This window comes from Klebsiella sp. PL-2018 (genome assembly GCF_019048985.1).
In the GTDB taxonomy this organism is placed as follows: Bacteria; Pseudomonadota; Gammaproteobacteria; order Enterobacterales; family Enterobacteriaceae; genus Klebsiella; species Klebsiella michiganensis.
The window spans coordinates 3,901,718-3,927,635 of record NZ_CP077673.1; the positions used below are offsets into that span (position 1 = coordinate 3,901,718).

The 25,918-nt window shown below is 60.0% G+C and carries 21 protein-coding genes; 9 read left to right on the plus strand and 12 right to left on the minus strand.

Translation table 11 applies throughout. The features are described from left to right. Window positions 1-5: 5 nt before the first annotated feature. Window positions 6-1,124 (minus strand): succinylglutamate desuccinylase/aspartoacylase family protein, encoded by a 1,119-nt coding sequence (locus MKleb_RS18230; RefSeq protein WP_025107778.1) that lies wholly within the window; start codon window positions 1,122-1,124, stop codon window positions 6-8. A gap of 14 nt (window positions 1,125-1,138) precedes the next feature. Here MKleb_RS18230 and MKleb_RS18235 point away from each other — a divergent pair, with 14 nt between their 5' ends. Beyond that, on the plus strand, window positions 1,139-1,594 hold the full coding sequence (locus MKleb_RS18235) for an Lrp/AsnC family transcriptional regulator (protein WP_025107779.1): 456 nt from the start codon (window positions 1,139-1,141) through the stop codon (window positions 1,592-1,594). On the opposite strand, the gene MKleb_RS18240 is transcribed toward MKleb_RS18235, so the two are convergent. The 4 genes from MKleb_RS18240 to MKleb_RS18255 all read right to left on the minus strand — a co-directional run bounded on the left by MKleb_RS18240 (window position 1,595) and on the right by MKleb_RS18255 (window position 4,637). Beyond that, window positions 1,595-2,320, minus strand: a complete 726-nt coding sequence (locus tag MKleb_RS18240; protein ID WP_014230092.1) for an ABC transporter permease — start codon at window positions 2,318-2,320, stop codon at window positions 1,595-1,597. After that, entirely contained in the window at window positions 2,317-3,009 is a 693-nt protein-coding gene (locus MKleb_RS18245; RefSeq protein ID WP_016946939.1) for an ABC transporter permease, read from the minus strand. Before MKleb_RS18245 ends, MKleb_RS18240 begins: the two co-directional genes overlap by 4 nt. Before the next feature lie 64 nt (window positions 3,010-3,073). Beyond that, a complete protein-coding gene (locus MKleb_RS18250; RefSeq protein WP_014838973.1) occupies window positions 3,074-3,847 on the minus strand; it encodes an ABC transporter substrate-binding protein in 774 nt (257 codons plus the stop codon). Window positions 3,848-3,875: 28 nt separating this feature from the next. Further along, window positions 3,876-4,637 carry a dimethylarginine dimethylaminohydrolase family protein gene (locus tag MKleb_RS18255; protein ID WP_025107780.1) on the minus strand — a complete coding sequence of 254 codons (762 nt, stop codon included), beginning with the start codon at window positions 4,635-4,637 and terminating at the stop codon, window positions 3,876-3,878. Between the two features lie 383 nt (window positions 4,638-5,020). Here MKleb_RS18255 and MKleb_RS18260 point away from each other — a divergent pair, with 383 nt between their 5' ends. The 8 genes from MKleb_RS18260 (at window position 5,021) to yegS (ending at window position 18,960) form a co-directional block, all read left to right on the plus strand. Then, entirely contained in the window at window positions 5,021-6,274 is a 1,254-nt protein-coding gene (locus MKleb_RS18260; RefSeq protein WP_014230096.1) for an MdtA/MuxA family multidrug efflux RND transporter periplasmic adaptor subunit, read from the plus strand. After that, on the plus strand, window positions 6,274-9,396 hold the full coding sequence (locus tag MKleb_RS18265; protein ID WP_014838976.1) for an MdtB/MuxB family multidrug efflux RND transporter permease subunit: 3,123 nt from the start codon (window positions 6,274-6,276) through the stop codon (window positions 9,394-9,396). Before MKleb_RS18260 ends, MKleb_RS18265 begins: the two co-directional genes overlap by 1 nt. Continuing rightward, window positions 9,397-12,474 carry a multidrug efflux RND transporter permease subunit MdtC gene (gene mdtC / locus MKleb_RS18270; RefSeq protein WP_016946935.1) on the plus strand — a complete coding sequence of 1,026 codons (3,078 nt, stop codon included), beginning with the start codon at window positions 9,397-9,399 and terminating at the stop codon, window positions 12,472-12,474. Window position 12,475: 1 nt separating this feature from the next. Next, a complete protein-coding gene (locus MKleb_RS18275) occupies window positions 12,476-13,891 on the plus strand; it encodes an MFS transporter (protein ID WP_014230099.1) in 1,416 nt (471 codons plus the stop codon). Next, entirely contained in the window at window positions 13,888-15,423 is a 1,536-nt protein-coding gene (gene baeS, locus MKleb_RS18280) for an envelope stress sensor histidine kinase BaeS (protein WP_025107781.1), read from the plus strand. Before MKleb_RS18275 ends, baeS begins: the two co-directional genes overlap by 4 nt. After that, window positions 15,420-16,142, plus strand: coding sequence for an envelope stress response regulator BaeR (gene baeR, locus MKleb_RS18285; RefSeq protein WP_014230101.1), 723 nt, complete (start codon window positions 15,420-15,422; stop codon window positions 16,140-16,142). The genes baeS and baeR overlap by 4 nt, the downstream gene beginning before the upstream one ends. A 318-nt stretch (window positions 16,143-16,460) precedes the next feature. Beyond that, window positions 16,461-17,822 (plus strand): prephenate-dependent tRNA uridine(34) hydroxylase TrhP, encoded by a 1,362-nt coding sequence (yegQ, locus tag MKleb_RS18290; protein ID WP_025107782.1) that lies wholly within the window; start codon window positions 16,461-16,463, stop codon window positions 17,820-17,822. A gap of 244 nt (window positions 17,823-18,066) precedes the next feature. Next, entirely contained in the window at window positions 18,067-18,960 is an 894-nt protein-coding gene (yegS, locus tag MKleb_RS18295; protein ID WP_217076048.1) for a lipid kinase YegS, read from the plus strand. On the opposite strand, the gene MKleb_RS18300 is transcribed toward yegS, so the two are convergent. From MKleb_RS18300 to MKleb_RS18330, 7 genes are all read right to left on the minus strand, one after another. Next, window positions 18,961-19,431, minus strand: a complete 471-nt coding sequence (locus MKleb_RS18300) for a hypothetical protein (RefSeq protein ID WP_014230103.1) — start codon at window positions 19,429-19,431, stop codon at window positions 18,961-18,963. Continuing rightward, entirely contained in the window at window positions 19,418-20,218 is an 801-nt protein-coding gene (locus MKleb_RS18305; protein WP_025107783.1) for a winged helix-turn-helix domain-containing protein, read from the minus strand. Before MKleb_RS18305 ends, MKleb_RS18300 begins: the two co-directional genes overlap by 14 nt. A 416-nt stretch (window positions 20,219-20,634) precedes the next feature. Then, window positions 20,635-21,408 carry an ABC transporter ATP-binding protein gene (locus tag MKleb_RS18310; RefSeq protein ID WP_025107784.1) on the minus strand — a complete coding sequence of 258 codons (774 nt, stop codon included), beginning with the start codon at window positions 21,406-21,408 and terminating at the stop codon, window positions 20,635-20,637. A 10-nt stretch (window positions 21,409-21,418) separates the two neighbouring features. Further along, window positions 21,419-22,273: an ABC transporter ATP-binding protein gene (locus tag MKleb_RS18315; protein WP_217076049.1), complete on the minus strand. Its 855-nt coding sequence runs from the start codon at window positions 22,271-22,273 to the stop codon at window positions 21,419-21,421. Continuing rightward, window positions 22,245-23,150: an ABC transporter permease gene (locus MKleb_RS18320; RefSeq protein ID WP_217076050.1), complete on the minus strand. Its 906-nt coding sequence runs from the start codon at window positions 23,148-23,150 to the stop codon at window positions 22,245-22,247. Before MKleb_RS18320 ends, MKleb_RS18315 begins: the two co-directional genes overlap by 29 nt. Continuing rightward, complete coding sequence (locus tag MKleb_RS18325) at window positions 23,147-24,184, minus strand: ABC transporter permease (protein ID WP_025107787.1); 1,038 nt, start codon at window positions 24,182-24,184, stop codon at window positions 23,147-23,149. The genes MKleb_RS18320 and MKleb_RS18325 overlap by 4 nt, the downstream gene beginning before the upstream one ends. Beyond that, on the minus strand, window positions 24,181-25,803 hold the full coding sequence (locus tag MKleb_RS18330; RefSeq protein ID WP_217076051.1) for an ABC transporter substrate-binding protein: 1,623 nt from the start codon (window positions 25,801-25,803) through the stop codon (window positions 24,181-24,183). The genes MKleb_RS18325 and MKleb_RS18330 overlap by 4 nt, the downstream gene beginning before the upstream one ends. Window positions 25,804-25,918: the final 115 nt, after the last annotated feature.

Genomic DNA, 25,918 nt, shown 5'->3' on the forward strand with positions numbered 1-25,918 from the left:
GCTGCTTACAGCGCCAGGCCGCCTCCGCCGCTGAAGGGCCGCTCGCCGGCGATTTTCATCACTTCAGCCCCTAAAGTGACAAACGGCGCCCGACAGCTGGCATAAATCAGGCCGCCCGATGTCGGCCGCACCGCTTTGACCATATCGGTCAGCGGATCGATGATTTCCGCGACGACATCGTCGGCGCTGACCCACTCGCCGGGATGTTTTAGCAGCACCAGGATGCCGGTCGCCGGCGCGGTGACAATCTCCCCGGCGGCAAACGGCAGCATCACCGTTTCCTGCTGCGGAACCTCGGGCCTGGCGCCCGCCAGCACGCCGCGGTACTGCAGGTAACGGTAAATACGTTCGGCGTCGTCGCAGGCGGTGGCGTGATTCACCTCCTGCTGGCCGCGCAGCTCGACGGTCACCGCCATGCAGCCGGGCTGCTGCTGGCGCCACGACGGATTCCTCGCGCAAAGACGCTGCCACGGCAGGCCGCAGGCTTCATCAAACGAGTTGCCCCCGCTCTCCTGCGACAGCAGCACGGCGCCAATACCGAGGAAAGCCGCCAGAACTTTCGCCTCGCGTTGCCAGGCCGGGTCGGCGTAAAGGTGCAAAATCGCCTGGTCATCGCAGTGCAGATCGAGCACCAGATCGGCATCGCAGGCGAGGCTCAGCAGATGGTGGCGCAGGGCCTGCGCCTCGCTCACGGCGGGAAGCGCCGCCAGCGCCTCCCGCATCGCCGCGCGCACCCGCTGCAGATACTCGGGGCGCGTACCGGGCAAATCCGCCGGTAAACCGGCCTGCGCCAGCGCCGCCAGATCGGGAAAACCGCGGTTAAAATTGCGCCCGCTCGCCAGATCGAAACGGCCAATACCGCTGCTGAGCAGCACCTGGGCCAGCCCCGGCGGGTTGGCTACCGGCACAAGAATGATTTCGCCGCGCAGTTCGCCGCGCCGTTCCGCCTGGCTGAGTAATCTTTTAAGATAATGCAGAACCAGCATGCCCGGGATTTCATCGGCGTGCAGCCCCGCCTGCAGATAGACCTTCTCTCCCGTGCCGGGCGCGCCGAAATGAAAATGGCTTAATTGCCGCTGCCCACCGAGTGCATGTTCAGGTAATGTATAGTGTTTAATTTTCATTGGACGTCCTGGTTGTGGAAAAGAAAGCCCGGCTTGACCGTATCGATCATAAGATCCTTGAAATTCTGCGCCGGGATGGCCGCATTTCTTATCAGAAGCTCTCGGAGCAGGTAAACCTCACCGCCCGTCCGTGCCTGGAACGGGTGCGCGGCCTCGAGCGCGACGGCATTATTCGCGGCTACAGCGCCATTGTAGAACTGCCCGAGCCGGAGCACGCGTTTGTGGTACAGGCGCAAATCGCGCTGGCCGACCACGGGCGCTCGCAGCCGGTGTTTGAACAGGAGATGCGCCAGACGCCCGAAGTGCTGGACTGCTGGCTGGTCAGCGGCAGCTTCGACTTTCTGGTACGCATCGGCTGCCGCAGCATGGCGCACTACTGCCAGCTGGCGGATAGCTGGCTGACCAGTAAAAAGTTTCACGTCGATAAAATCGTCACCCTGACCGAACTGCAGGCCATTAAGCGCTCCTGACTAGCCGCGCCGGATAAACGCCAGCCAGCGCCGCTCGGCGCGGGAAAAGGCGAAAATCAGCATAAAGGTGCAGAGCAGATACAACGCCGCGGCCATCAGAAACGGAATAAACGGCGAATAGGTCATGGCGTAGAACGCGCGGGCCACGCCGGTAATATCCAGCAGGGTGACGGTGCTGGCCAGCGACGTGGCGTGCAGTAAAAAAACCATTTCATTATTCAGCGCCGGGATCCCGCGTCTGAGCGTCGCGGGCAGCACCAGACGACGAATAATCTGCCATTTCCCCATCCCGTAGGCCTCCCCGGCGACCCACTCCTGGCGCGGAAAGGTCACCATCATCCCCGCCAGCAGCTCCGCGACGTACGCGGCAGTGTTGAGGACCAGCGCCAGCGTGGCGCAGAAGGTCGCATCGCGGAACAACAGCCAGAACGGCTGGTCGTTCATCCAGCCCGTCTGCACGATATCGAACTGCGACAGGCCGTAGTAAATCAGCATCAGCTGGAGATAGAGCGGCGTGCTGCGGAAAAAATACGTAAAACCACGGATGGGCAGCGCCAGCGCGCGCGGTCCATACACCTGCCCCACCGCCATCGCTATCGCCAGCGCCATCCCGGGAACGATGGAGAGCAAAAACAGCTCCGCCGTGACCGCCAGCCCGCTGGCGGCGCCGTTGCCGTCGCTCCACAAAAAGCTCGGGATCGCATCGAGAAAGGTTTGCAGATTCATAAGGCCGTCCCCGCCGTGGACGAGCGCAGCGCGTAACGCTTCGCCAGGCGGCTGAAAAGCCAGCTGGAGAGCGCGGTAATCACCATGTAAATCAGCGAGACCAGAAAATAGAAGAGGAACGGCTTTTGCGTGGCGCGCCCGGCCTGTTCGGCCAGCCATACCATATCCTCAAGGCCCAGGATCGACACCAGCGCCGATGCTTTCATCAGCCCCAGCCAGTTGTTGTTGATGCCCGGGATCGCGAAGCTCAGCATCTGCGGCAGCATCACCCGGCGGAACACCGTCCACGGCCGCATCCCGTAGGCCTGCGCGGCTTCGGTTTGCCCGCGATCGACGGTCAGAAAGGCGCCGCGAAAGGTCTCGGTGTAATAGGCGCCGAAAACAAAGCCGATCGCCAGCACGCCGGAGATAAAGGTATTGAAGCGCACCGGCCCGAGCCCCACCAGACCCAGCAGCAGGTTCACCAGCATCTCGCCGCCGAAAAACAGCAGCAGCATAATCACCAGCTCCGGGATACCGCGTACCAGCGTGGTGTAGGCGGTGGAAAACAGGCGCAGCCACGGCGGGCCGAAGAGCTTAATTAGCGAGTTAATCAGCCCCAGCAGCAGAGCGACCAGTAATGAAGAGAGCATCACGCACAGCGAAAGCGCCGCGCCGCGTAACAACAGGGGTAAATAGTCTGCGACCATATTCAGCCTTCCGCGGAGGTCGTAAAGGGGCGCAGGCCATCACCCGCGCCCGCATCTTCACGACTTATTTGCCATAAATATCAAAGCTAAAGTATTTTTTCTGGATCGCGTCGTAGGTGCCGTCGGCGCGGATTGCCTTAATGGCGCCGTTCAGCGCATCGCGCAGCGCCGGGTTGTCTTTATTCACCGCAATCCCCACGTCGGAGGAGATGCCGCCGTCCTGGATAACCGGACCGGCAAAGGCGAATTTCTGCCCGCGCGGGGTATCAATAAAGCCGGTCGCCGCCTGGATATTATCCTGCAACGCGGCGTCGATTCGCCCGGAGAGCAGGTCGAGGTAGACGTTATCCTGGTTAGCGTAACCGACAATTTTCACGCCATGATTGGCCCAGTTGGCCTTCGCAAACGCTTCATGTGTGGAGCCAGTCTGGACGCCTACGGTTTTGCCTTTCAGGCTGGCGACGTCAGGCAACAGCGGGCTGCCTTTGCGCGCCACCAGCTGCGCCGCGCTGCGGTAGTAGCGGTCGGTGAAATCCACTTCCTTTTTACGCTCATCGGTAATATTGAGCGAAGCGATAATGGCATCAAACTTATGCGCGTTGAGGGCGGCGATCATGCTTTCGAACGGCTGCTTCACGAAAACGCATTTGGCTTTTAGCTGGGTGCACAACGCATTGGCGATATCAATATCAAAGCCGGTAATTTCACCGCTGGGCGCCAGCACGTCAAACGGCGGATAGCCGCCATCGACGCCAAAGCTGATGGTGTCAAACTGCTGGGCGGCCAGCGGCGCGCTGAGCGCCATGCAGGCCAGTAGTGCGGCAAGGCGTATTTTCATTTCGATCTCCCCGGTGTTGGCGCGGTGATTAAAAACGCAGTGAGAGGCAGGTCAGGCCGCCATCCATTTTCTTAAATTCGCTGGTGTCGAGCTGCACGATAGGCATTCCCAGCTTGCTGATTTCGCCCAGGGTATAGGGGTAGCCCTGCGGCGTAATTAAGGTACCGTTGATCCACAGCGTATTTCCGGCGTAGGCCTCCTCTTCCGGGATCACGATGCTGTTGAAGCCGCTAAACGCCGGATGGTTAACGTAGCCTTCCGTCAGCAGCAGCGTATTGCGGCCCACATAGTTGACGATCGATTTCAGATGCAGACCGGCGCTCACTTCAATCGCCGCGACCTGATAGCCGTGCGGCTCAACGGCGGCGGCAAACTCGCGGATCCCCTGCTCATCGGTGCGCGCCGTCAGGCCGATAAAAAACTGCTTATCCACTAACAGCACGTCGCCGCCGTCCATATGCCCGCGCTCGCTCATCCGCGCCAGCGGACGGAACCCCGCCAGCACCGGCGCAATGGTATCGACCTCGCCCTGACGGCTCGGCGCGCCCGGATGGGTAATCACCGCCAGTTCAGGCATCACCACCGCGGTATCTTCAACAAAGTGCGCATCAGGATAATCCGCCGCCGCGGGCAGTACGGTGACCTTCAGGCCAAGCTGCAGCAGGGTTTCTACATAGACGAGAAACTGGCGGGTGGTGGCGGCGATATCCGGCGCGCCCAGCCGGGCGGTAGTTTGTCCTGCGCCGCAGGTGGCGGCCGGGAGACGGGCGATAGCTTGGGTAAAATGCATAAAGAACCCTCTGGTAGTAGTCGCATTGCTTAAGGCAAAATCGTGAGTGAATTTGATTATCAAACAGATGCCGCCGCCAATCAGGCTGAATCACTTTCCGGGGCCGCTTATTCACGCTGTATATCAGTTCAGATTCGACGTATTCCGCTGTGCCCCTTAAGAAACAGCGGATGACGGGCAATAACTAACCGGATTCATCGTCCGGCTAAGCAAAATCGTTAAGCGAATTTTACGCCTAACTATTCACCGTAACCGGCTCTGCGAAAAGCGTTTTTTACAGACATATCTGGACAGTCTTTTCATAATTCCTCCATTTTTAAGCAGCGTTCGCTGGCTAAACTAGTATCATTCCGTGAAACGTTTCAGGATGAGATAGCAAATTAATGAAAGGTAGCAATAAAAGCCGTTGGGCTGCGGTGCTGGTGGTCGCGATCGTCGCGGGCGCCGCGTACTGGTTCTGGCAGGGTCGCGAAGCGGCAAACAGCGGCGCGCCGACGGCATCAGGCGCGCGTCAGCAGGGGCCCGGAGGCGGACGCCCCGGTCGTTTTGGCGCCGCCCTCGCGCCGGTACAGGCGGCCACCGCCACCAGCGAAGCGGTACCGCGCTACCTTTCCGGCCTCGGCACCGTGACGGCGGCGAATACCGTCACCGTCCGCAGCCGCGTCGACGGCCAGCTGCTGGCCATCCACTTTACCGAAGGCCAGCAGGTCAAAGCGGGCGATCTGCTCGCGGAAATCGACCCCAGCCAGTTTAAAGTCGCCCTCGCCCAGGCCGAAGGCCAGCTGGCGAAAGATCGGGCCACCCTGGCCAACGCCCGTCGCGATCTGGCGCGCTACCAGCAGCTGGTCAAAACCAATCTGGTTTCCCGGCAGGAACTGGACACCCAGCAGTCGCTGGTCAGCGAAACCCAGGGTACGATCAAAGCGGACGAAGCCGCCGTCGCCAGCGCCCAGCTGCAGCTGGACTGGAGCCGCATCACCGCGCCAATCGACGGCCGGGTCGGCTTAAAACAGGTGGATATCGGCAACCAGATCGCCAGCGGCGACACCACCGGGATTGTGGTACTGACGCAAACCCACCCGATCGACGTGGTCTTTACGCTGCCGGAAAACCAAATCGCCACGGTGGTACAGGCGCAGAAGGCGGGGAAAAAGCTGGCTGTCGAAGCCTGGGACCGCACCAATAAACAGAAAATCAGCGAAGGCTCACTGCTGAGCCTCGATAACCAGATTGACGCCACCACCGGCACCATCAAGCTGAAAGCGCGCTTTACTAACCTGGACGATGCCCTGTTCCCGAATCAGTTCGTCAACGCCCGTATGCTGGTCGATACCGAGCAGAACGCGGTGGTGATCCCAACCGCCGCGCTGCAAATGGGTAACGAAGGCCATTTCGTCTGGGTACTGAACGATGAGAACAAGGTCAGCAAGCATACCGTCACGCCGGGTATTCAGGACAGCCTGAAAGTGGTGATCAACGCCGGGCTTTCCGCCGGCGATCGCGTCGTAACCGACGGTATCGACCGTCTGACCGAAGGCGCGAAGGTTGAGGTGGTGGAAGCCCACGATGCGGCTACCGCCGCCGAGCCGGAAAAAGCCACCAGCCGCGAGTACGGTAAAAAAGGAGCGCGCTCCTGATGCAAGTGTTACCGCCGAGCAGCACGGGTGGCCCTTCCCGTCTGTTTATCATGCGCCCGGTCGCCACGACGCTGTTAATGGTGGCCATTATGCTGGCCGGGATTATCGGCTATCGTTTCCTGCCGGTTTCGGCGCTGCCGGAAGTGGACTACCCGACGATTCAGGTGGTAACCCTCTATCCCGGCGCCAGCCCGGACGTGATGACCTCGTCGGTGACCGCCCCGCTGGAGCGCCAGTTTGGCCAGATGTCCGGCCTCAAGCAGATGTCTTCCCAGAGCTCCGGCGGCGCGTCGGTGGTGACGCTCCAGTTCCAGCTCACGCTGCCGCTGGACGTCGCGGAGCAGGAAGTGCAGGCGGCCATCAACGCCGCCACCAACCTGCTGCCCTCGGACCTGCCTAACCCGCCGGTCTACAGTAAGGTGAACCCCGCCGATCCGCCGATTATGACCCTCGCGGTCACCTCTTCCGCCGTGCCGATGACCCAGGTCGAGGATATGGTGGAGACCCGCGTGGCGCAGAAAATCTCCCAGGTTTCCGGCGTCGGGCTGGTCACCCTCGCGGGCGGCCAGCGCCCGGCGGTACGCGTCAAGCTCAACGCCCAGGCCATCGCCGCCCTCGGGCTGACCAGCGAAACGGTGCGCACCGCGATAACCAGCGCCAACGTCAACTCGGCGAAGGGGAGTCTTGACGGCCCGTCGCGGGCGGTGACCCTCTCCGCCAACGATCAGATGCAGTCGGCGGAAGATTACCGCCGGCTGATTATCGCTTATCAGAACGGCGCGCCGATTCGCCTCGGCGACGTCGCCACCGTGGAACAGGGCGCGGAAAACAGCTGGCTCGGGGCATGGGCGAACAATCAGCGGGCGATCGTCATGAACGTTCAGCGCCAGCCGGGGGCCAACATTATCTCGACCGCCGACAGCATCCGCCAGATGCTGCCGCAGCTCACCGAAAGCCTGCCGAAATCGGTTAAAGTACAGGTGCTTTCCGACCGCACCACCAATATCCGCGCCTCGGTCAGCGATACCCAGTTCGAGCTGATGCTGGCCATCGCCCTGGTGGTAATGATTATCTACGTCTTTCTGCGCAACGTCCCGGCGACGATTATTCCCGGCATCGCCGTACCGCTATCGCTGGTCGGCACCTTTGCGGTGATGGTGTTTCTCGATTTTTCAATTAACAACCTGACGCTGATGGCCCTGACCATCGCCACCGGCTTTGTGGTCGATGACGCCATCGTGGTGATTGAAAACATCTCGCGCTATATCGAGAAAGGCGAAAAGCCGCTGGCCGCCGCCCTGAAAGGGGCCGGAGAGATTGGCTTTACCATTATCTCGCTGACCTTCTCGCTGATTGCGGTGCTGATCCCGCTGCTGTTTATGGGCGATATCGTGGGCCGTCTGTTCCGCGAGTTCGCCATTACCCTGGCGGTGGCGATCCTGATTTCCGCGGTGGTGTCGCTGACCCTGACGCCGATGATGTGCGCCCGCATGCTGAGCCACGAGTCGCTGCGCAAGCAGAACCGCTTCTCGCGCGCCAGCGAGCGTTTCTTTGAGCGGGTAATTGCCGTCTATGGCCGCTGGCTGAGCCGGGTGCTGAATCATCCGTGGCTGACCCTGAGCGTGGCCCTCGGCACCCTGGTGCTGTCGATTATGCTGTGGGTGTTTATTCCAAAAGGCTTTTTCCCGATTCAGGACAACGGCATTATCCAGGGGACGCTGCAGGCGCCGCAGTCGGCGTCGTTCGCCAATATGGCCGAGCGCCAGCAGCAGGTGTCGGCGGCGATACTTAACGATCCGGCGGTGGAAAGCCTTACCTCCTACGTGGGCGTCGACGGTACCAACCCAGCGCTCAACAGCGCCCGCCTGCAAATCAACCTTAAGCCGCTGGACGAGCGCGACGATCGCGTGCAGACGGTGATCGGCCGCCTGCAGAACGCGGTGAGCGGCATTCCCGGGATTGAGCTTTACCTCCAGCCGACGCAGGATCTGACCATTGACACCACCGTCAGCCGCACCCAGTACCAGTTCACGCTGCAGGCCAACTCGCTGGACGCGCTCAGCAACTGGGTCCCGCAACTGCTGGCCCGGCTGCAGGCGCTGCCGCAGCTCTCCGACGTCAGCAGCGACTGGCAGGATAAGGGCCTGGCGGCGTATATCAACGTTGATCGCGATAGCGCCAGCCGTCTCGGCATCAGCATGGCGGACGTCGATAACGCGCTGTATAACGCCTTCGGTCAGCGCTTAATCTCCACCATTTATACCCAGGCGAATCAGTACCGCGTGGTGCTGGAGCATGATACCCAGGCCACGCCGGGGCTGGCGGCGCTGGATAATATTCGTCTGACCAGCAGCGACGGCGGGATTGTGCCGCTGAAATCCATCGCCAGCGTCGAGGAGCGCTTTGCCCCGCTATCCATAAACCATCTCGATCAGTTCCCGGTTACCACCATCTCGTTTAACGTGCCGGACAACTATTCGCTGGGCGATGCGGTTGAAGCGATTCTTGGCGCCGAACAGGCGCTGGCGTTCCCGAGCGATATCCGTACCCAGTTCCAGGGCAGCTCGCTGGCCTTCCAGTCGGCGCTTGGCAGCACCGTCTGGCTGGTGGTTGCCGCGGTGGTGGCGATGTATATCGTCCTCGGGGTACTGTATGAAAGCTTTATTCATCCGATAACGATTCTCTCCACCCTGCCGACGGCGGGCGTCGGCGCGCTGCTGGCGCTATGGCTGGCGGGGAGCGAACTGGACGTTATCGCGATTATCGGCATCATTCTGCTGATCGGCATCGTCAAGAAAAACGCCATCATGATGATCGACTTCGCGCTGGCCGCCGAACGCGAGCAGGGCATGCCGCCGCGCGAGGCGATCTACCAGGCCTGCCTGCTGCGCTTCCGCCCGATCCTGATGACCACCCTCGCCGCCCTGCTGGGCGCGCTGCCGCTGATGCTCAGTACCGGCGTCGGCGCGGAGCTGCGGCGTCCGCTGGGGATTGGCATGGTCGGCGGTCTGATGCTCAGCCAGGTGCTGACGCTGTTCACGACTCCGGTTATCTATCTGCTGTTCGACCGGCTGTCGCTGTATATGAAGAGCCGGTTCCCGCGGCGTGAGGAGGAGGCGTAGGTGAAGTTTTTCGCCCTCTTCATTTACCGTCCGGTGGCGACGATTCTGATTTCGCTCGCCATTACCCTGTGCGGCATCCTCGGTTTCCGCCTGCTGCCGGTGGCGCCGCTGCCGCAGGTGGATTTCCCGGTCATCATGATCAGCGCCTCGCTGCCCGGCGCGTCGCCGGAGACCATGGCCTCTTCGGTGGCGACGCCGCTGGAGCGCTCTTTGGGGCGGATTGCCGGGGTCAATGAGATGACCTCCTCCAGCTCGCTCGGCAGTACGCGCATCATTCTTGAGTTCAACTTTGACCGCGATATCAACGGCGCGGCCCGCGACGTGCAGGCGGCGATTAACGCCGCGCAAAGCCTGCTGCCGAGCGGCATGCCGAGCCGTCCGACCTACCGCAAAGCCAACCCGTCAGACGCGCCGATCATGATCCTCACCCTCACCTCGGATACCTGGTCCCAGGGTGAACTGTACGACTTCGCCTCTACCCAGCTGGCGCAGACCATTGCCCAGATTGACGGCGTCGGCGACGTGGACGTCGGCGGCAGTTCGCTGCCCGCGGTGCGCGTCGACCTCAACCCGCAGGCGCTGTTTAACCAGGGCGTATCGCTGGACGCGGTGCGCACCGCCATCAGCAACGCCAACGTACGTAAACCGCAGGGGGCGCTGGAAGATGCCACCCACCGCTGGCAGGTGGCGACCAACGACGAGCTGAAGACCGCCGCCGAATACCAGCCGCTGATTGTGCACTATAACAACGGCGCGGCGGTGCGCCTCGGCGACGTCGCCAACGTCACCGATTCGGTGCAGGACGTGCGCAACGCCGGGATGACTAACGCCAAACCGGCGATTTTGCTGATGATCCGCAAGCTGCCGGAAGCCAATATCATCGAGACGGTGGACAGCATTCGCGCCCGCCTGCCGGAGCTGCAGCGCACCATCCCGGCCTCTGTCGATCTGCAAATCGCCCAGGACCGCTCGCCGACCATCCGCGCCTCGCTGGAGGAAGTGGAGCAAACGCTGGTCATCTCGGTGGCGCTGGTGATCCTCGTGGTCTTCCTCTTCCTCCGCTCGGGGCGCGCGACGCTGATCCCGGCGGTGGCGGTTCCGGTTTCGCTGATCGGCACCTTTGCCGCCATGTACCTGTGCGGCTTCAGCCTTAACAACCTGTCGCTGATGGCGCTGACTATCGCTACCGGCTTCGTGGTCGATGACGCCATCGTGGTGCTGGAAAATATTTCCCGCCATCTGGAAGCCGGCATGAAGCCGCTGCAGGCGGCGCTGCAGGGGAGCCGGGAAGTCGGTTTTACCGTGCTGTCGATGAGCCTGTCGCTGGTGGCAGTGTTCCTGCCGCTGCTGCTGATGGGCGGCCTGCCGGGAAGGCTGCTGCGCGAATTCGCCGTTACCCTGTCGGTGGCGATTGGCATTTCGCTGGCGGTCTCTCTGACCCTGACGCCGATGATGTGCGGCTGGCTGCTGAAAAGCGGCAAGCCCCACGAGCCGACGCGCAAGCGCGGGGTTGGCCGCCTGCTGGTGGCGATTCAGGGCGGATACGGCAAATCGCTGAAGTGGGTGCTGAAGCACAGCCGCTTAACCGGCCTGGTGCTGCTTGGCACCATCGCGCTGAGCGTCTGGCTCTATATCTCGATTCCCAAAACCTTCTTCCCGGAGCAGGACACCGGGGTGCTGATGGGCGGTATCCAGGCGGACCAGAGCATCTCGTTCCAGGCGATGCGCGGCAAGCTGGAGGACTTTATGAAGATCATTCGTGAAGATCCGGCGGTGGACAACGTCACCGGTTTTACCGGCGGCTCGCGGGTCAACAGCGGAATGATGTTTATCACCCTCAAGTCGCGCGATGAGCGCCATGAAACGGCGCAGCAGATTATCGATCGGCTGCGGAAGAAGCTGGCCAAAGAGCCGGGGGCCAACCTGTTCCTGATGGCGGTACAGGATATCCGCGTCGGCGGCCGTCAGGCCAACGCCAGCTACCAGTATACGCTGCTGTCGGACGACCTTGCGGCGCTGCGGGAATGGGAGCCGAAAATCCGCAAAACGCTGGCGGCGCTGCCGGAGCTGGCGGACGTCAACTCCGACAGCCAGAATAACGGCGCGGAGATGGATCTGATCTACGATCGCGATACCATGTCGCGGCTCGGCATCAGCGTGCAGGACGCCAACAATCTGCTGAACAACGCCTTCGGTCAGCGGCAGATCTCAACCATCTACCAGCCGCTGAACCAGTATAAAGTGGTGATGCAGGTCGACCCGGTCTACACCCAGGACGTCAGCGCCCTCGATAAGATGTTTGTGATCAACAGCGAAGACAAGCCGATTCCGCTCTCCTATTTCGCCAAATGGCAGCCGGCTAACGCGCCGCTGTCGGTGAACCACCAGGGGCTGTCGGCGGCGTCGACCATCTCCTTTAACCTGCCTACCGGCAAGTCTCTGTCGGAAGCCAGCGACGCCATCAACCGGGCGATGACCCAGATTGGCGTGCCGTCCAGCGTCCGCGGGTCCTTCGCCGGGACCGCGCAGGTGTTCCAGGAGACCATGAACTCGCAGGTGATCCTGATTCTGGCAGCCATCGCCACGGTCTACATCGTGCTGGGGATCCTCTATGAGAGCTACGTTCATCCGCTGACCATTCTGTCGACCATTCCGTCCGCGGGCGTCGGCGCGCTGCTGGCGCTGGAGCTTTTCGATGCCCCGTTCAGCCTAATCGCGCTTATCGGGATTATGCTATTAATTGGCATCGTGAAGAAAAACGCCATCATGATGGTCGATTTCGCCCTTGAGGCGCAGCGCAACGGCAACCTGCCGCCGGAAGAGGCGATCTTCCAGGCCTGTCTGCTGCGCTTCCGGCCGATAATGATGACCACCCTGGCGGCGCTGTTCGGCGCGCTGCCGCTGGTTATCTCCGGCGGCGATGGCTCCGAGCTGCGCCAGCCGCTGGGGATTACCATTGTCGGCGGCCTGGTGATGAGTCAGCTGTTGACCCTGTACACCACGCCGGTGGTCTATCTGTTCTTCGACCGTCTGCGGCTGCGTTTTTCGCGAAAAGTCCCTCAACCGGTAAGCGAATAACATGACAGATCTTCCCTCCAGCGTGCGCTGGCAGCTGTGGATAGTGGCCTTCGGCTTTTTTATGCAGGCGCTGGATACCACTATCGTTAACACCGCCCTCCCCTCCATGGCGCAGAGCCTCGGGGAGAGCCCGCTGCATATGCATATGGTTATTGTCTCCTATGTGCTGACGGTGGCGGTGATGCTGCCCGCCAGCGGCTGGCTGGCGGATCGGGTCGGGGTGCGGAATATCTTTTTTAGCGCCATCGTGCTGTTTACCGCCGGCTCCCTGTTCTGCGCGCAGGCCGCCACGCTCGATCAGCTGATACTCGCCCGCGTGCTGCAGGGCGTCGGCGGCGCGATGATGGTGCCGGTTGGCCGCCTGACGGTGATGAAAATCGTCCCGCGCAGTCAATACATGGCGGCGATGACCTTCGTCACCCTGCCCGGCCAGGTGGGTCCGCTGCTCGGCCCGGCGCTCGGCGGGATGCTGGTGGAGTACGCCTCCTGGCACTGGATCTTCCTGATCAACATTCCGGTCGGCATCGTCGGCGCCATCGCCACGCTGTGCCTGATGCCCAACTACACCCTGCAAACCCGGCGCTTTGATATCTTCGGCTTTATTCTGCTGGCCGCCGGCATGGCGACGCTGACCCTGGCGCTCGACGGTAAAAAAGGGCTCGGGCTCTCCCCCCTGTGGCTGACGGCGCTGGTGGCCATCGGCGCGGCGTCAATGCTGTGCTATCTGTGGCACGCGCGCGGCAACCGCAACGCGCTGTTTAGCCTGAAGCTGTTTACCAACCGCACCTTTTCTCTCGGCCTTGGCGGCAGCTTCGCCGGGCGTATCGGCAGCGGCATGCTGCCGTTTATGACGCCGGTGTTTTTACAGATCGGCCTCGGCTTTACGCCGTTCCACGCCGGGCTGATGATGATCCCGATGGTGCTCGGCAGCATGGGGATGAAGCGCATTGTGGTCCAGGTGGTCAACCGCTTCGGCTATCGCCGGGTACTGGTGACCTCGACGATTGGCCTCGCGCTGGTCAGCCTGCTGTTTATGGCCGTTGCGCTCGCGGGCTGGTACTGGCTGCTGCCGGTAGTGCTGTTCCTGCAGGGGATGATTAACTCCAGCCGCTTTTCTTCAATGAATACGCTGACCCTGAAAGATCTGCCCGACGATCTGGCCAGCAGCGGCAACAGCTTGCTGTCGATGGTCATGCAGCTGTCGATGAGTATCGGCGTCACTATCGCCGGGATGCTGCTCGGTCTCTACGGCCAGCAGCATATCAGCGCCGATGCGGCGATCGCTCATCAGGTCTTTCTCTATACCTACTTAAGCATGGCGGTGATTATCGCGCTGCCGGCGCTGCTTTTTTCCCGCGTACCGGATGACACCACGACCAATACCGTGATTCGTCGCCGTAAAAGGAGTGAGTCTTGAAGTTCTGGCGTCCCGGCATTACCGGCAAGCTGTTTATCGCGATCCTCGCCACCTGCATCGTGCTGCTGATCAGTATGCACTGGGCGGTGCGTATCAGCTTTGAACGCGGCTTTATTGACTATATCAAGCGCGGCAACGAACAGCGCCTGACCATGCTCGGCGATGCCCTGAGCGAGCAGTATGCCCAGCACGGCAGCTGGACGTTCCTGCGCAACAACGACCGCTTTATTTTCCAGCTGCTGAAAACCTTTGAACGCGACAACGATGACCGCTCGCCGCCGGGCCGCGGTATGGGCCACGGTCCGATGGATGAGCCGCACGGTGGCCCCGGCCCGGAAGAGATGCCGCCGGACGCCGCGCCGGACCGGCCGCTCGACGGTCCACGCGGCGATCGTGGCGACCGCGGTCCCGGCCCCGATATGCCTCCGCACGGCTGGCGCACCATGTTCTGGGTGGTCGATCAAAAAGGACGCGTACTGGTGGGCCCGCGCGAACGCGTGCCGAAGGACGGTACCCGGCGCAGTATTATGGTCAACGGCGTTGAGGTTGGCGCGGTCATCGCCTCGCCGGTTGAACGCCTGACGCGCAACACCGATATCAACTTTGACCGCCAGCAGAAACGTACCAGCTGGCTGATTGTCGCCCTCGCCACGCTGCTGGCGGCGCTGGCCACCTTCCCACTGGCGCGCGGCCTGCTCGCGCCGGTTAAACGCCTGGTTGAGGGGACGCACCGTCTGGCGGCCGGCGATTTCTCCACCCGCGTCGCCGCCACCAGCAGCGATGAGCTGGGGCGTCTGGCCAAAGATTTTAACCAGCTGGCCAGCACTCTGGAACGCAACCAGCAGATGCGCCGGGACCTGATGGCCGATATTTCCCACGAGCTGCGCACGCCGCTGGCGGTGCTGCGCGGCGAGCTGGAGGCGATTCAGGATGGGATCCGCAAATTTACCCCGGACTCCATCGCCTCCCTGCAGGCGGAAGTCGCCACCCTCACCAAACTGGTCGATGACTTACACCAGCTGTCGATGTCCGATGAAGGCGCCCTCTCCTACCAGAAAACCTCGGTGGATATCATCAATCTGCTGGAGGTCGCCGCCGGCGCGTTTCGCGAGCGCTTCGCCAGCCGCGGGCTGTCGATCGGCGTTTCGCTGCCGGAAAGCGCAACGATTTTCGGTGACCGGGATCGCCTGATGCAGCTGTTTAATAACCTGCTGGAAAACAGCCTGCGCTATACCGATAGCGGCGGCGGCCTGCAGATTAGCGCCAGCCAGAGCGGGGATATGCTGGTTCTCGATTTTGCCGATAGCGCCCCCGGCGTCACCGATGAACAGCTGGAGCGGTTGGTTGAGCGTTTTTATCGTACTGAGGGGTCGCGCAATCGTGCCAGCGGCGGCTCTGGTTTAGGGCTGGCGATTTGCCTTAACATTGTCGCGGCCCACGGTGGCACTTTGCGTGCCGGCCATTCGCCTTTGGGCGGGGTTAGCATTAAAGTAGAACTACCTCTGGAACGTAATTTATCGAGAGACGTATGACTGAATTACCTGTTGATGAAAACACGCCACGCATTCTTATCGTGGAAGATGAGCCCAAGCTGGGTCAGCTGCTGATCGATTATCTTCAGGCGGCGGGCTATGCGCCGACGCTGATTAATCACGGCGATCGGGTTCTCCCGTACGTTCGCCAGACGCCGCCGCATCTGATCCTGCTGGATCTGATGCTGCCCGGTACCGACGGCCTGACCCTGTGCCGGGAAATCCGCCGTTTCTCTGAGGTTCCGGTGGTAATGGTCACCGCCAAAATCGAGGAGATCGACCGCCTGCTGGGGTTAGAAATCGGCGCCGATGACTATATCTGTAAGCCCTACAGCCCGCGTGAGGTGGTGGCCCGCGTGAAGACCATTCTTCGCCGCTGCAAACCGCAGCGCGATCTGCAGGCGCTGGATGCGGAAAGCCCGCTGATTGTCGACGAAGGTCGTTTTCAGGCTTCCTGGCGCGACAAGCTGCTGGACCTCACGCCCGCCGAGTTCCGCCTGCTGAAAACCCTCTCCCAGGAACCGGGTAAAGTCTTCTCGCGCGAACAACTGTTGAATCATCTATACGATGATTACCGCGTGGTGACCGACCGAACGATCGATAGCCATATCAAAAACCTGCGGCGTAAGCTGGAGTCGCTGGACGCCGAGCAGTCGTTTATTCGCGCCGTTTACGGCGTAGGGTACCGCTGGGAAGCCGACGCCTGCCGGCTGGCATAGTTAGCCCCTGCCCGACTTTTCCCCGGCTCGCGCTGCGCTTAGCCGGGCTACTGGCTCACCGCCGTCTGCGGGCCGGGTAGCCCGGACAGGCGCGTCAAGCGCCGCCTCCGGGGAAAAAGCAGCGGCTGAAACCGGCAGATAGCGGCCGCTTGATGCATACCCGGAACTGATTTGCCGTCCGCTTATCGCCAAAGATACCCGACTGATATTTACTCCCCTCCCCCACGGCGCTACAATGCCCGCCCTTAATGTGGGGGCACTCCCCAACTCGCCGTACCGGGTGCGGCGAATCTGACCTGTCATCAGAACGAGAAAATCATGTTTAAACCGGAACTCCTTTCCCCGGCGGGAACGCTGAAAAATATGCGTTACGCTTTCGCTTATGGCGCAGATGCCGTTTACGCGGGCCAACCGCGCTACTCCCTGCGCGTGCGTAATAACGAATTCAATCACGAAAATCTGCAGCTCGGCATCAACGAAGCCCACGCGCTGGGTAAAAAATTCTATGTGGTGGTCAACATTGCCCCGCATAACGCCAAGCTAAAAACGTTTATTCGCGATCTGAAGCCGGTGGTGGAAATGGGGCCGGACGCGCTGATCATGTCCGACCCGGGGTTGATCATGCTGGTGCGCGAAAATTTCCCGCATATGGATATTCACCTGTCGGTACAGGCCAACGCCGTCAACTGGGCGACGGTCAAGTTCTGGCAGCAAATGGGACTCACCCGCGTTATTCTCTCCCGCGAGCTGTCGCTGGATGAAATCGCCGAAATTCGCAGCCAGGTGCCGGAAATGGAGATCGAAATTTTCGTCCACGGCGCGCTGTGCATGGCCTACTCCGGCCGCTGCCTGCTCTCTGGCTATATCAACAAACGCGACCCAAACCAGGGGACCTGCACCAACGCCTGCCGCTGGGAGTATAACGTGCAGGAAGGTAAAGAAGACGACGTCGGTAATATCGTGCATAAGCACGAACCGATCCCGGTGCAGAACGTCGAGCCGACGCTGGGCATCGGCGCGCCGACTGACCAGGTGTTTATGATTGAAGAGGCCAAACGTCCGGGCGAATACATGACCGCTTTCGAAGACGAACACGGCACCTACATCATGAACTCGAAAGATCTGCGCGCGATTGCCCACGTTGAGCGCCTGACCCAGATGGGCGTCCACTCGCTGAAAATCGAAGGCCGCACCAAATCACATTACTATTGCGCCCGTACCGCTCAGGTCTACCGCAAGGCCATTGACGATGCTGCCGCTGGCAAACCGTTCGACACCTCCCTGCTGGATACCCTGGAAAACCTCGCGCACCGTGGCTATACCGAAGGCTTCCTGCGTCGCCACACGCACGATGACTACCAGAACTACGAGCACGGCTACTCCGTTTCCGAACGCCAGCAGTTTGTCGGCGAATTTACCGGCGAGCGCAACGGCCAGCTGGCGGCGGTGGCAGTGAAAAACAAATTTTCCGTCGGCGACAGCCTTGAGCTGATGACCCCGCAGGGCAACGTTAACTTTACCCTCGAGCATATGGAAAACGGCAAAGGCGAACGCATGCCGGTGGCGCCGGGCGATGGCCACACAGTATGGTTGCCTGTTCCGGAAGATATGGCGCTGCAGTATGCGCTGCTGATGCGTAATTTTACTGGTCAGACGACCCGAAACCCGCACAGTAACTAGTTAATTTGGGTTATTTTTTCACGATGTAAAGATATTAGAAACGGATCACATACCGGTTCGTTCAAAGCAGATATCATCCATTTCGCTGAAAAACATAACCCATAAATGCTAGCTGTACCAGGAACCACCTCCTTAGCCTGCGTAATCTCCCTTACGCGGGCTTATTTTTTTATCACTCTCCCGGCCTTCCCTTTCCGCATGCGGTACACTTTATGCATCATTGAGCAACAAAGGTCCCCTGATAATGTCCACGTTTCCAGCCAGCTTACTGATTCTGAATGGTAAAGGCGCCAATGAACCGTCCCTGCGAGAGGCGGTTAAACTGTTACGCGACGAAGGTATCGATATTCACGTCCGCGTCACCTGGGAAAAGGGCGATGCCGTTCGGTTTATCGATGAAGCCCTGACGCTGAACGTCGAAACGGTGATTGCCGGCGGCGGCGATGGCACCATCAATGAGGTGGCGACGGCGCTGGTGGAGCGCGACGGCAATCTGGCGCTGGGGATTTTACCGCTGGGCACGGCGAACGACTTCGCCACCAGCGTCGGCATCCCCCAGGATCTGGCCAGCGCCCTGAAGCTGGCCATCGTTGGCCGCGATGTGGCGATAGATGTTGCACGGGTTAACGATAAGACCGGTTTTATTAATATGGCCACCGGCGGTTTCGGCACCCGAATCACGACCGAAACCCCGGAGAAGCTCAAGGCCGCGCTGGGCGGCGTCTCATATTTAATCCACGGCCTGATGCGCATGGATACGCTTAAGCCGGACCGCTGGGAAATCCGCGGCGAGAACTTTCACTGGCATGGCGACGCGCTGGTCATCTGCATCGGCAACGGGCGCCAGGCCGGCGGCGGCCAGCAGCTGTGCCCGGAAGCGTTAATCAACGACGGCCTGCTGCATCTGCGCATTTTCACCGGCGAAGAGCTAATCCCCGCGCTGTTCAGCACCCTGGCCAATCCGGAAACCTCGCCGAATATTATCGACGGCGTCTCATCGTGGTTCGAGATCACCGCTCCCCACGAGATGACGTTTAATCTCGATGGTGAACCGCTAACCGGCAAAACCTTCCGTATGGAGCTGTTACCGGCCGCGCTACGCTGCCGGCTGCCGCCGGACTGCCCGCTGCTACGTTAATCAGGTTTCGCAAAGCAAAGACGGCGCCCGGCTGGTATACAGCAGCCGGGTACGTTCGTTGAGCCGCTGGATGTTAAGGTAAAACGGCACCTGCGGCTGGAGGAAAAACGCTGGCAGGATACGCTTTACATGCTCTTCCTGCTCGGTCTCGCCGATGCTGGCTGAGACGGTTTCCGAACGCAGGAAGTAGTGCTGGCCGTCGCGGGTAAAGCTAAACCAGATGTTCTGATTAATGGTAAACGCAGCGCCCTGCGGCGGCGTAATTTCCCCCCGGACCATCGCCAGCCCGCGGCTGCTATCAAATACGTAGCGTAAGGAAATATCGCCCTGGTAGCCTGCGTTAATTAGCCGCATCTCGCCGCTGCACTGGAAATGATTGCGCTGCCAGTATTGCCAGGATTTTATCATTATTCCGCTAAGCACCCCGATAAATACGATAGCGATTAACCATTTAATTTCACGCGGGCGCATTGGCTACCTCCTTAATGTAATATTTGGTGAGGCATTGATTATCACGCCATTGACTAAATGGCTGACGGCAGCGAATCACCGACACCCGCGCTTGCCCGGGATAAAGCGTCAAATAAATCCACGAGTATTCTTCACATTCAAATTTGCTGCGCTTGATAAAATTGACATGACGAACGTGATCAACCACATCATTATTGGCAAAGAAATGACATTGTTGCGAAAGTTTAGCAATTATGGGCGAATAAGTTTGCAAATAAGAGTCGAATTCTGTTTGCCACGCAACAAAACCGCCGACCAGACAGCTCAGCAGCGCCGCAAGCCCCCATAACAGAGAGCATCGCGGCCTTAACCGCTTTTTTTCAGGCACACTCGCAGCCGCGACCTCCTCGTACACGGGCCCGTCTACGGGCACCTGTGGCTCCGGCGCCTTCTCCATCTCGCACGGCTGAGACTCCGTCACCGATATTGTCGCATCCAGCCTGACGCCAACCCTCGGCAGCGTAATAATAATATCGCCCTCCATGCCCAGCTCTTTAAATGCCCGGCGCAGCAGAGAAATATTCTGGTAGAAACCGTTGCTGGTTACCTGGGAGCCATGCTTTATCCACACTTCCTCGAAAAAGGTTTCGCGGGCAACGGTTTTGCCATCCTGCTGAATAAGCAGCAATAAACAACGGCTGGCCGGCATATTTAATGAAACCGTTTTCGTCTCGTCAGCAATGAGTATTAGAGCACCACGTTGAGGAATAAATGTAATTATTCCATTAATCGTATATGTTTTTTCCATCCTGTTCCCTGAGAATAGTAATCAAGTGGATAAGCGGCATGGGTACCCTACTCTAAATACGGTAATCCTTTATGACGCAGCTGATAACTTAAGATTATTCGCAGGCGAGTTTACTCTATTACTCAGCGGATCTGGAGGCGTAATACGCAGTTTTTCCTTGCAATTAGCAAGGTTTAAATGAATTTACAGCATGGAATATTTTGAGATTTGAAGCGAATCTGGTTATTTATTTCAAAGTGAATAATAAACACAAGTTATGATTCCACATATTTTCACTCATACAACAGATACTTTCATTTTAGATCTAAACACCACTTTTACATTAATAGACGATATTTATAACTATTAATACATATCATTTCAAAGTTTTATCCAAAAACAGGGCGCAGTGCCCGCGAGACAATGCGCCATATCGCTTAGTATGCCGCCACCTCGCGCGCCATTTCGCGCGTATATTGCCGGCTGGCGTTTACCAGCATCTGCGTATAGGCCGTTTGCGCCTCGCCGTTGACCAGCGCATCGACCGTCAGGGTTTCAAGGATTTTCCCGTACTGCATTACCGCCACCTTCTGGCATAAATGGGCAATGACGCCCAAATCGTGGGTCACCATCAGGTAAGTGAGTTTAGCCTCCCGCTGCAATTCCGCCAGCAGGTTGAGGATCTCGGCCTGCACCGACACATCCAGCGCCGACGTCGGCTCATCCAGCAGCAGCACCTGCGGCTCAAGGATCAGCGCTCTGGCAATCGCCACGCGCTGCCGCTGGCCACCGGAAAGCTGATGCGGATAGCGTTCGCGAAACGCACGATTGAGGCCCACTTTGTCCAGCAGCGCATGAATCCGCCGGTCGCGATCGTGAATGCGATGAATCTGCAGCGGCTCTTCAAGGATATCGCCAATGGTGTGACGGGGATGCAGCGATCCGTACGGGTCCTGAAATACCATCTGCACCTGACGGCAGCGCTCGCGGCTAATCTCATGCCCTAAGCGCTGCCCGTCTATGGTTAACTCCCCCTGCCAGTGGGTAAACAGCCCCGCCAGGCACTTCAGCACCGTGGTTTTGCCGGAGCCGGACTCCCCCACCAGACCGTAGATCTCGCCGGGCTTAACGTGGAAATTAACGTCGTACAGCACCTGGTTACGCTTCTCCCCTTCGCCAAACGCGAGGTTGAGACGTTGAACTTCAATCATCATCCACTCCTTATTCCGTTAACCAGCTGGCCTGGAGCTGCAGCACCGGCAGTATCGGGCGACGATGCTGCATATCCGGCAGCGAGTTAATCAGCCCCTGAGTATAGGGATGGCGGGCGTTATCGAGATCGCAGGCGGCAATAGACTCCACCACCCGTCCGGCGTACATCACCAGCACGCGGTCGCAAAAGCTGCGCACCAGGTTGATGTCGTGGCTAATAAAAATCAGCCCCAGCCCGCGCGACTGAACCAGATCATCCAGCAGGCCCAGTACCTGCAGGCGCACCGACACGTCCAGCGCGGAGGTCGGCTCATCGGCAATCACCAGCTCCGGGTCGGTAATCAGCATCATGGCAATCATGATGCGCTGCCCCTGTCCGCCGGATATCTCATGCGGATAAAGCTGATAAACGCGCTCCGGCTGGCGAATACGCACCACCTCCAGCATCTCCAGCGCCTTTGCCTTCGCCTCATCTTTGCGTCCCGGATGATGGGTCAGCCAGGCCTCGGCGATTTGCTTACCGACGCAGACCACCGGATTAAGCGAATATTTCGGGTCCTGCATAATCATGGAGATACGTTTGCCGCGCATCTGCGCTTCAGTAAGATGCAGCAGATCGAGGTTGGCAAACTGCATCCGGCTGGCGCTGACGCGGGCCTTTTTCGGATGCAGCTGCAGCAGGGCGCGCCCAACGGTGGATTTACCTGAACCGGACTCGCCGACAATGGCCAGCTTTTCGCGCCCCAGTTGGAAGGAGACACCGCGCACGGCATGGGTCACCGCGCTGCCGTTAACAAAGTCGACGCACAGATCGCGCACGTCGAGCAGCGGAGCATTATTCGCTGCGAGGATCGAGGATGTCACGTAGGCCATCTCCTAAGAAGTTAAACGCTAAGCTGTTGATCAGAATCGCCAGCCCCGGAATCGTAACCACCCACCAGCACTCCATCATGTAAGTGCGCCCGCTGGAGATCATCGCCCCCCACTCCGGCTCCGGCGGCTGCGCGCCGAGCCCGAGAAAGCCGAGACCGGCCGCGGTCAGAATGATCCCGGCCATATTCATGGTGATGCGGATAATGACCGAGGGCAGACACAGCGGCACGATATGGCGCCAGAGGACGCGGGCCGATGAAGCGCCCTGCAGACGCACGGCGGAGATAAAATCGGCCTGGCGCAGAGAGAGCGTTTCGGCGCGCGCCAGGCGCGCTATCGGCGGCCAGGCGGTAAGCGTGATGGCGATAACCACGTGCTCCAGCCCCGGCCCTAAGGCGGCGACAAACGCCAGCGCCAGAACCAGACTCGGGAAGGAGATGAAAATATCGGTGACGCGCATCAGCACCATATCGACCTTACCGCCAAAATAGCCGGCGCTGACGCCGAGCAGCAGCCCGAGCGGACCGACGGTCACCGAGACCAGCAGCACGATATAGAGCGTGATGCGCGAGCCGTACACCAGGCGGCTAAAGATATCCCGGCCAAACTCATCGGTGCCGAACCAGTGCTGCGCGTTGGGCGCGACCAGCGCGCTGTTGAGGTCCTGTACCAGCGGGTTATACGGCGCAATCAGCGGCGCGAAAATCGCCACCACCAGCAGCAGAAAGATAATTCCGCCGCCGATGGCCGTTAGCGGGTTGCGCGCCATTTTGCCGATAAACCCGACGGCCCGCGCCGCCGCGCGTTGCAGCCGCTGACGGCCTTCACCCGTGCCGCTCGAAAGCGGCGAATCCAGAGAAACGGTCATGATTTTGTCCTCGGGTCAAAGAATTGATACAGCATGTCGGAGAGCAGGTTGAGCATCACGAAGATCGCCCCCACCAGCAGCACGCAGCCCATTACCGCATTCATATCGCCCAGCAGCAGGCTACCGGTGAGGTAGGAGCCGAAACCCGGCCACGAGAAGACGGTTTCAATCAGCACCGCGCCTTCCAGCAGCGCGCCGTAGGCCAGCGCCACCACCGTCAGCAGCTGTACGAGGATATTGCGAAACGCATGGTTCCAGATGACCTGACGCTCGGTCAGCCCCTTCACCCGCGCGGTAATAATGAACTCCTGCGACAGCTGGGCCAGCATAAAGCTGCGGGTCATGCGGCTGATGTAGGCCAGCGAGTGAAAGCCGAGCAGCGAGGCGGGCAGAATCAGGTGATTAATTGCGTTCCAGAAGACCTGACCGTTGCCCGCCAGCAGCGCATCAACGGTCATCAGCCCCGTGCGGCGCGGCACCATACCGTCCAGGCCAAGGTCCACCCGTCCGGCGCCGCCCACCCAGCCGAGCCAGGCGTAGAAGACTAAAAACCCCATCATCCCGACCCAGAAAATCGGCGTCGAGTAGCCCGCCAGGCTGATAATGCGCACGACATAATCGGAGACGCTATTGCGCCGCGCCGCCGCCAGCACGCCCAGCGGAATACCGAGGCCCGCGCCGACGAGAATCGCCATCGTCGCCAGCTCCATGGTGGCCGGGAAGACGCGGATAATGTCGTCCACCACCGGTTTCCCGGTCAGCAGCGCGTTGCCCAGATCGCCGTGCAGCAGGTTGACGAAATAGATGCCAAACTGGGTGGTCAGCGATTTATCAAACCCCAGCTGATGGTAAACCTGCTGGTAGGTACTCTGGTCAGCGTCCGGGCCAACAATCGCCAGCACCGGGTCGATGGGCATGACGCGGCCAATAGTGAAGGTCAACAGCAGCAGGCCGAACAGTGTAATCACCACCTGCAGCAGCCGTTTTGATAAGCGCCGGCCGCGTGAGCCGGGCGCAAGGATTGCGATACTCATCCTTTCTCTCCTTCGCGGACTTTATCGACGTCACGCAGAAAAGTGGTGGCAGAGGGGTGCGGCTGATACTGCCGCACCTCGTTACGCACCACCACGGAATCGACCACCTGCGAAAGCGGAATGAGGGCCGGGACCAGCTGGTCGTAGCGCGTCTGGATGGCCTGGTAGTCGGCCACCTGTTTTTGCACATCGCGTTCCAGCAGGGCGCGGTCAATCATCGCGTTGAGCTGCGGGTCGTAAAAGCCGGTGCGCCAGCCCTGGAAGTTGGTCAGGCGCGCCTCATCGCTGTTATCCGGGTTATAGACCAGCGCGCGCAGGCTGGAGTGCGGGTGCGGCTCCATTCCGCTGCCGCCGCGTCCTACCAGCAGGTCAAATTTACGCTCGCGCATCGCGCCGTAGATCTGGTTACCGGTGCCGGTGATAATTTTGGCGTTAATCCCCGCCTGCATCAGCGTCGACTGCACGGCGATAGCAATGTTCAGGAACGGCTGATCGGAGAGGACCCGCAGCGTGGTATCAAAGCCGTTGGGATAGCCTGCTTCCGCCAGCAGCTTTTTCGCCCGCGCCACGTCCAGCTTATAGCCCGGGTCGGGCAGCGTTGACGGCATGCCCGCCTTAATCGGCCGCTGGTGCAGCACCCCGTAGCCCGGCATCAGCGCTTTATTGATGCCCTGGTAGTCAATCAGATAGCGCACCGCTTCGCGCACTTTCGGATGGGCGAAGTGCGCCTCTTTCATGCTCATCGCCACGTAGTACATGGTGCCGCGCTGCACCGCATCGACGGTCAGCCGGGGGTCGCTGCGCAGGGCGTTGATGTCGGAAACCGCCATATTGTTGGCAATATCGAGGTCGCCTTTTTCGATCATCAGGCGCAGGGTTTGCGACTCCTGGAAATGGCGCAGCACCACGCGGCTCATTTTCGCCTCGCCGCGCCAGTAGTCAGGATTGCGCTTCATGCGCAGCACATCTTTCGCCTGCCAGGTTTCCAGCGTGAACGGCCCGGAGCCGGCTTCATGGGTGGTCAGCCAGCGGTTACCCCAGTCGTTATCCTGCTGGTGGCTTTGCACCGTTTTGCTGTCGAGCACCCCGAGGTTGCCCAGCGCCGCCAGCGAGTAAATCACCAGCTGCGGATCGTTATCTTTGGGTAACTCGATTTGCACCGTGAAGCGGTCCGGCGCGCTGACCTGGCCGTCGATGTTTTTCTGACTGAAGCCGTAGGATTTCCATACCGAGGCCTGCGCCAGGTTGAGGTGCAGGATGCGCCGCATCGACCACACCACGTCGGCGGCGGTCAGCGGATTGCCGGAGTGAAATTTCACGTCGTCGCGCAGATGAAAGGTCAGGGTTTTGCCGTCGGGGCTGATATCCCAGGATTTCGCCAGCGCGGGCTTAACGTTGGTGAGCTGCTCAGGGTCAAGCTCCACCAGCGAGTCGTAGAGGTTGACCACGATCCCCACCACTTCATTACCGGTCATCGCCGCCGGGTCCAGGGTGAGCAGGTTATTCATATTCATACCGATGATGAGCTGGTCGGGCGGCGTTTTCGCCATCGCCGCCCCGCTCCCCATCGACACGGCGAGCGCGAGCAAGCACGCTGCCAGTCGGGAGGTTTTTTTCATATCTCTGTTTGCCTGTACTGTAGGGTACATGTTGCCGGATGACGGCATTTTCGCCTTATCCGGTCTACCGGGCCGCAGACCCGATAAGCGCAGCGCCATCGGGCATTTATTTTTT

Excerpts from the sequence above, each read along its gene's own strand:
- MKleb_RS18230 (WP_025107778.1), bottom strand. The coding sequence starts at position 1,124 with ATGAAAATTAAACACTATACATTACCTGAACATGCACTCGGTGGGCAG.
- MKleb_RS18240 (WP_014230092.1), bottom strand. The coding sequence starts at position 2,320 with ATGAATCTGCAAACCTTTCTCGATGCGATCCCGAGCTTTTTGTGGAGC.
- MKleb_RS18245 (WP_016946939.1), bottom strand. The coding sequence starts at position 3,009 with ATGGTCGCAGACTATTTACCCCTGTTGTTACGCGGCGCGGCGCTTTCG.
- MKleb_RS18250 (WP_014838973.1), bottom strand. The coding sequence starts at position 3,847 with ATGAAAATACGCCTTGCCGCACTACTGGCCTGCATGGCGCTCAGCGCG.
- MKleb_RS18255 (WP_025107780.1), bottom strand. The coding sequence starts at position 4,637 with ATGCATTTTACCCAAGCTATCGCCCGTCTCCCGGCCGCCACCTGCGGC.
- MKleb_RS18260 (WP_014230096.1), top strand. The coding sequence starts at position 5,021 with ATGAAAGGTAGCAATAAAAGCCGTTGGGCTGCGGTGCTGGTGGTCGCG.
- MKleb_RS18265 (WP_014838976.1), top strand. The coding sequence starts at position 6,274 with ATGCAAGTGTTACCGCCGAGCAGCACGGGTGGCCCTTCCCGTCTGTTT.
- MKleb_RS18275 (WP_014230099.1), top strand. The coding sequence starts at position 12,476 with ATGACAGATCTTCCCTCCAGCGTGCGCTGGCAGCTGTGGATAGTGGCC.
- baeR (WP_014230101.1), top strand. The coding sequence starts at position 15,420 with ATGACTGAATTACCTGTTGATGAAAACACGCCACGCATTCTTATCGTG.
- yegQ (WP_025107782.1), top strand. The coding sequence starts at position 16,461 with ATGTTTAAACCGGAACTCCTTTCCCCGGCGGGAACGCTGAAAAATATG.
- yegS (WP_217076048.1), top strand. The coding sequence starts at position 18,067 with ATGTCCACGTTTCCAGCCAGCTTACTGATTCTGAATGGTAAAGGCGCC.
- MKleb_RS18300 (WP_014230103.1), bottom strand. The coding sequence starts at position 19,431 with ATGCGCCCGCGTGAAATTAAATGGTTAATCGCTATCGTATTTATCGGG.
- MKleb_RS18305 (WP_025107783.1), bottom strand. The coding sequence starts at position 20,218 with ATGGAAAAAACATATACGATTAATGGAATAATTACATTTATTCCTCAA.
- MKleb_RS18310 (WP_025107784.1), bottom strand. The coding sequence starts at position 21,408 with ATGATTGAAGTTCAACGTCTCAACCTCGCGTTTGGCGAAGGGGAGAAG.
- MKleb_RS18320 (WP_217076050.1), bottom strand. The coding sequence starts at position 23,150 with ATGACCGTTTCTCTGGATTCGCCGCTTTCGAGCGGCACGGGTGAAGGC.
- MKleb_RS18325 (WP_025107787.1), bottom strand. The coding sequence starts at position 24,184 with ATGAGTATCGCAATCCTTGCGCCCGGCTCACGCGGCCGGCGCTTATCA.
- MKleb_RS18330 (WP_217076051.1), bottom strand. The coding sequence starts at position 25,803 with ATGAAAAAAACCTCCCGACTGGCAGCGTGCTTGCTCGCGCTCGCCGTG.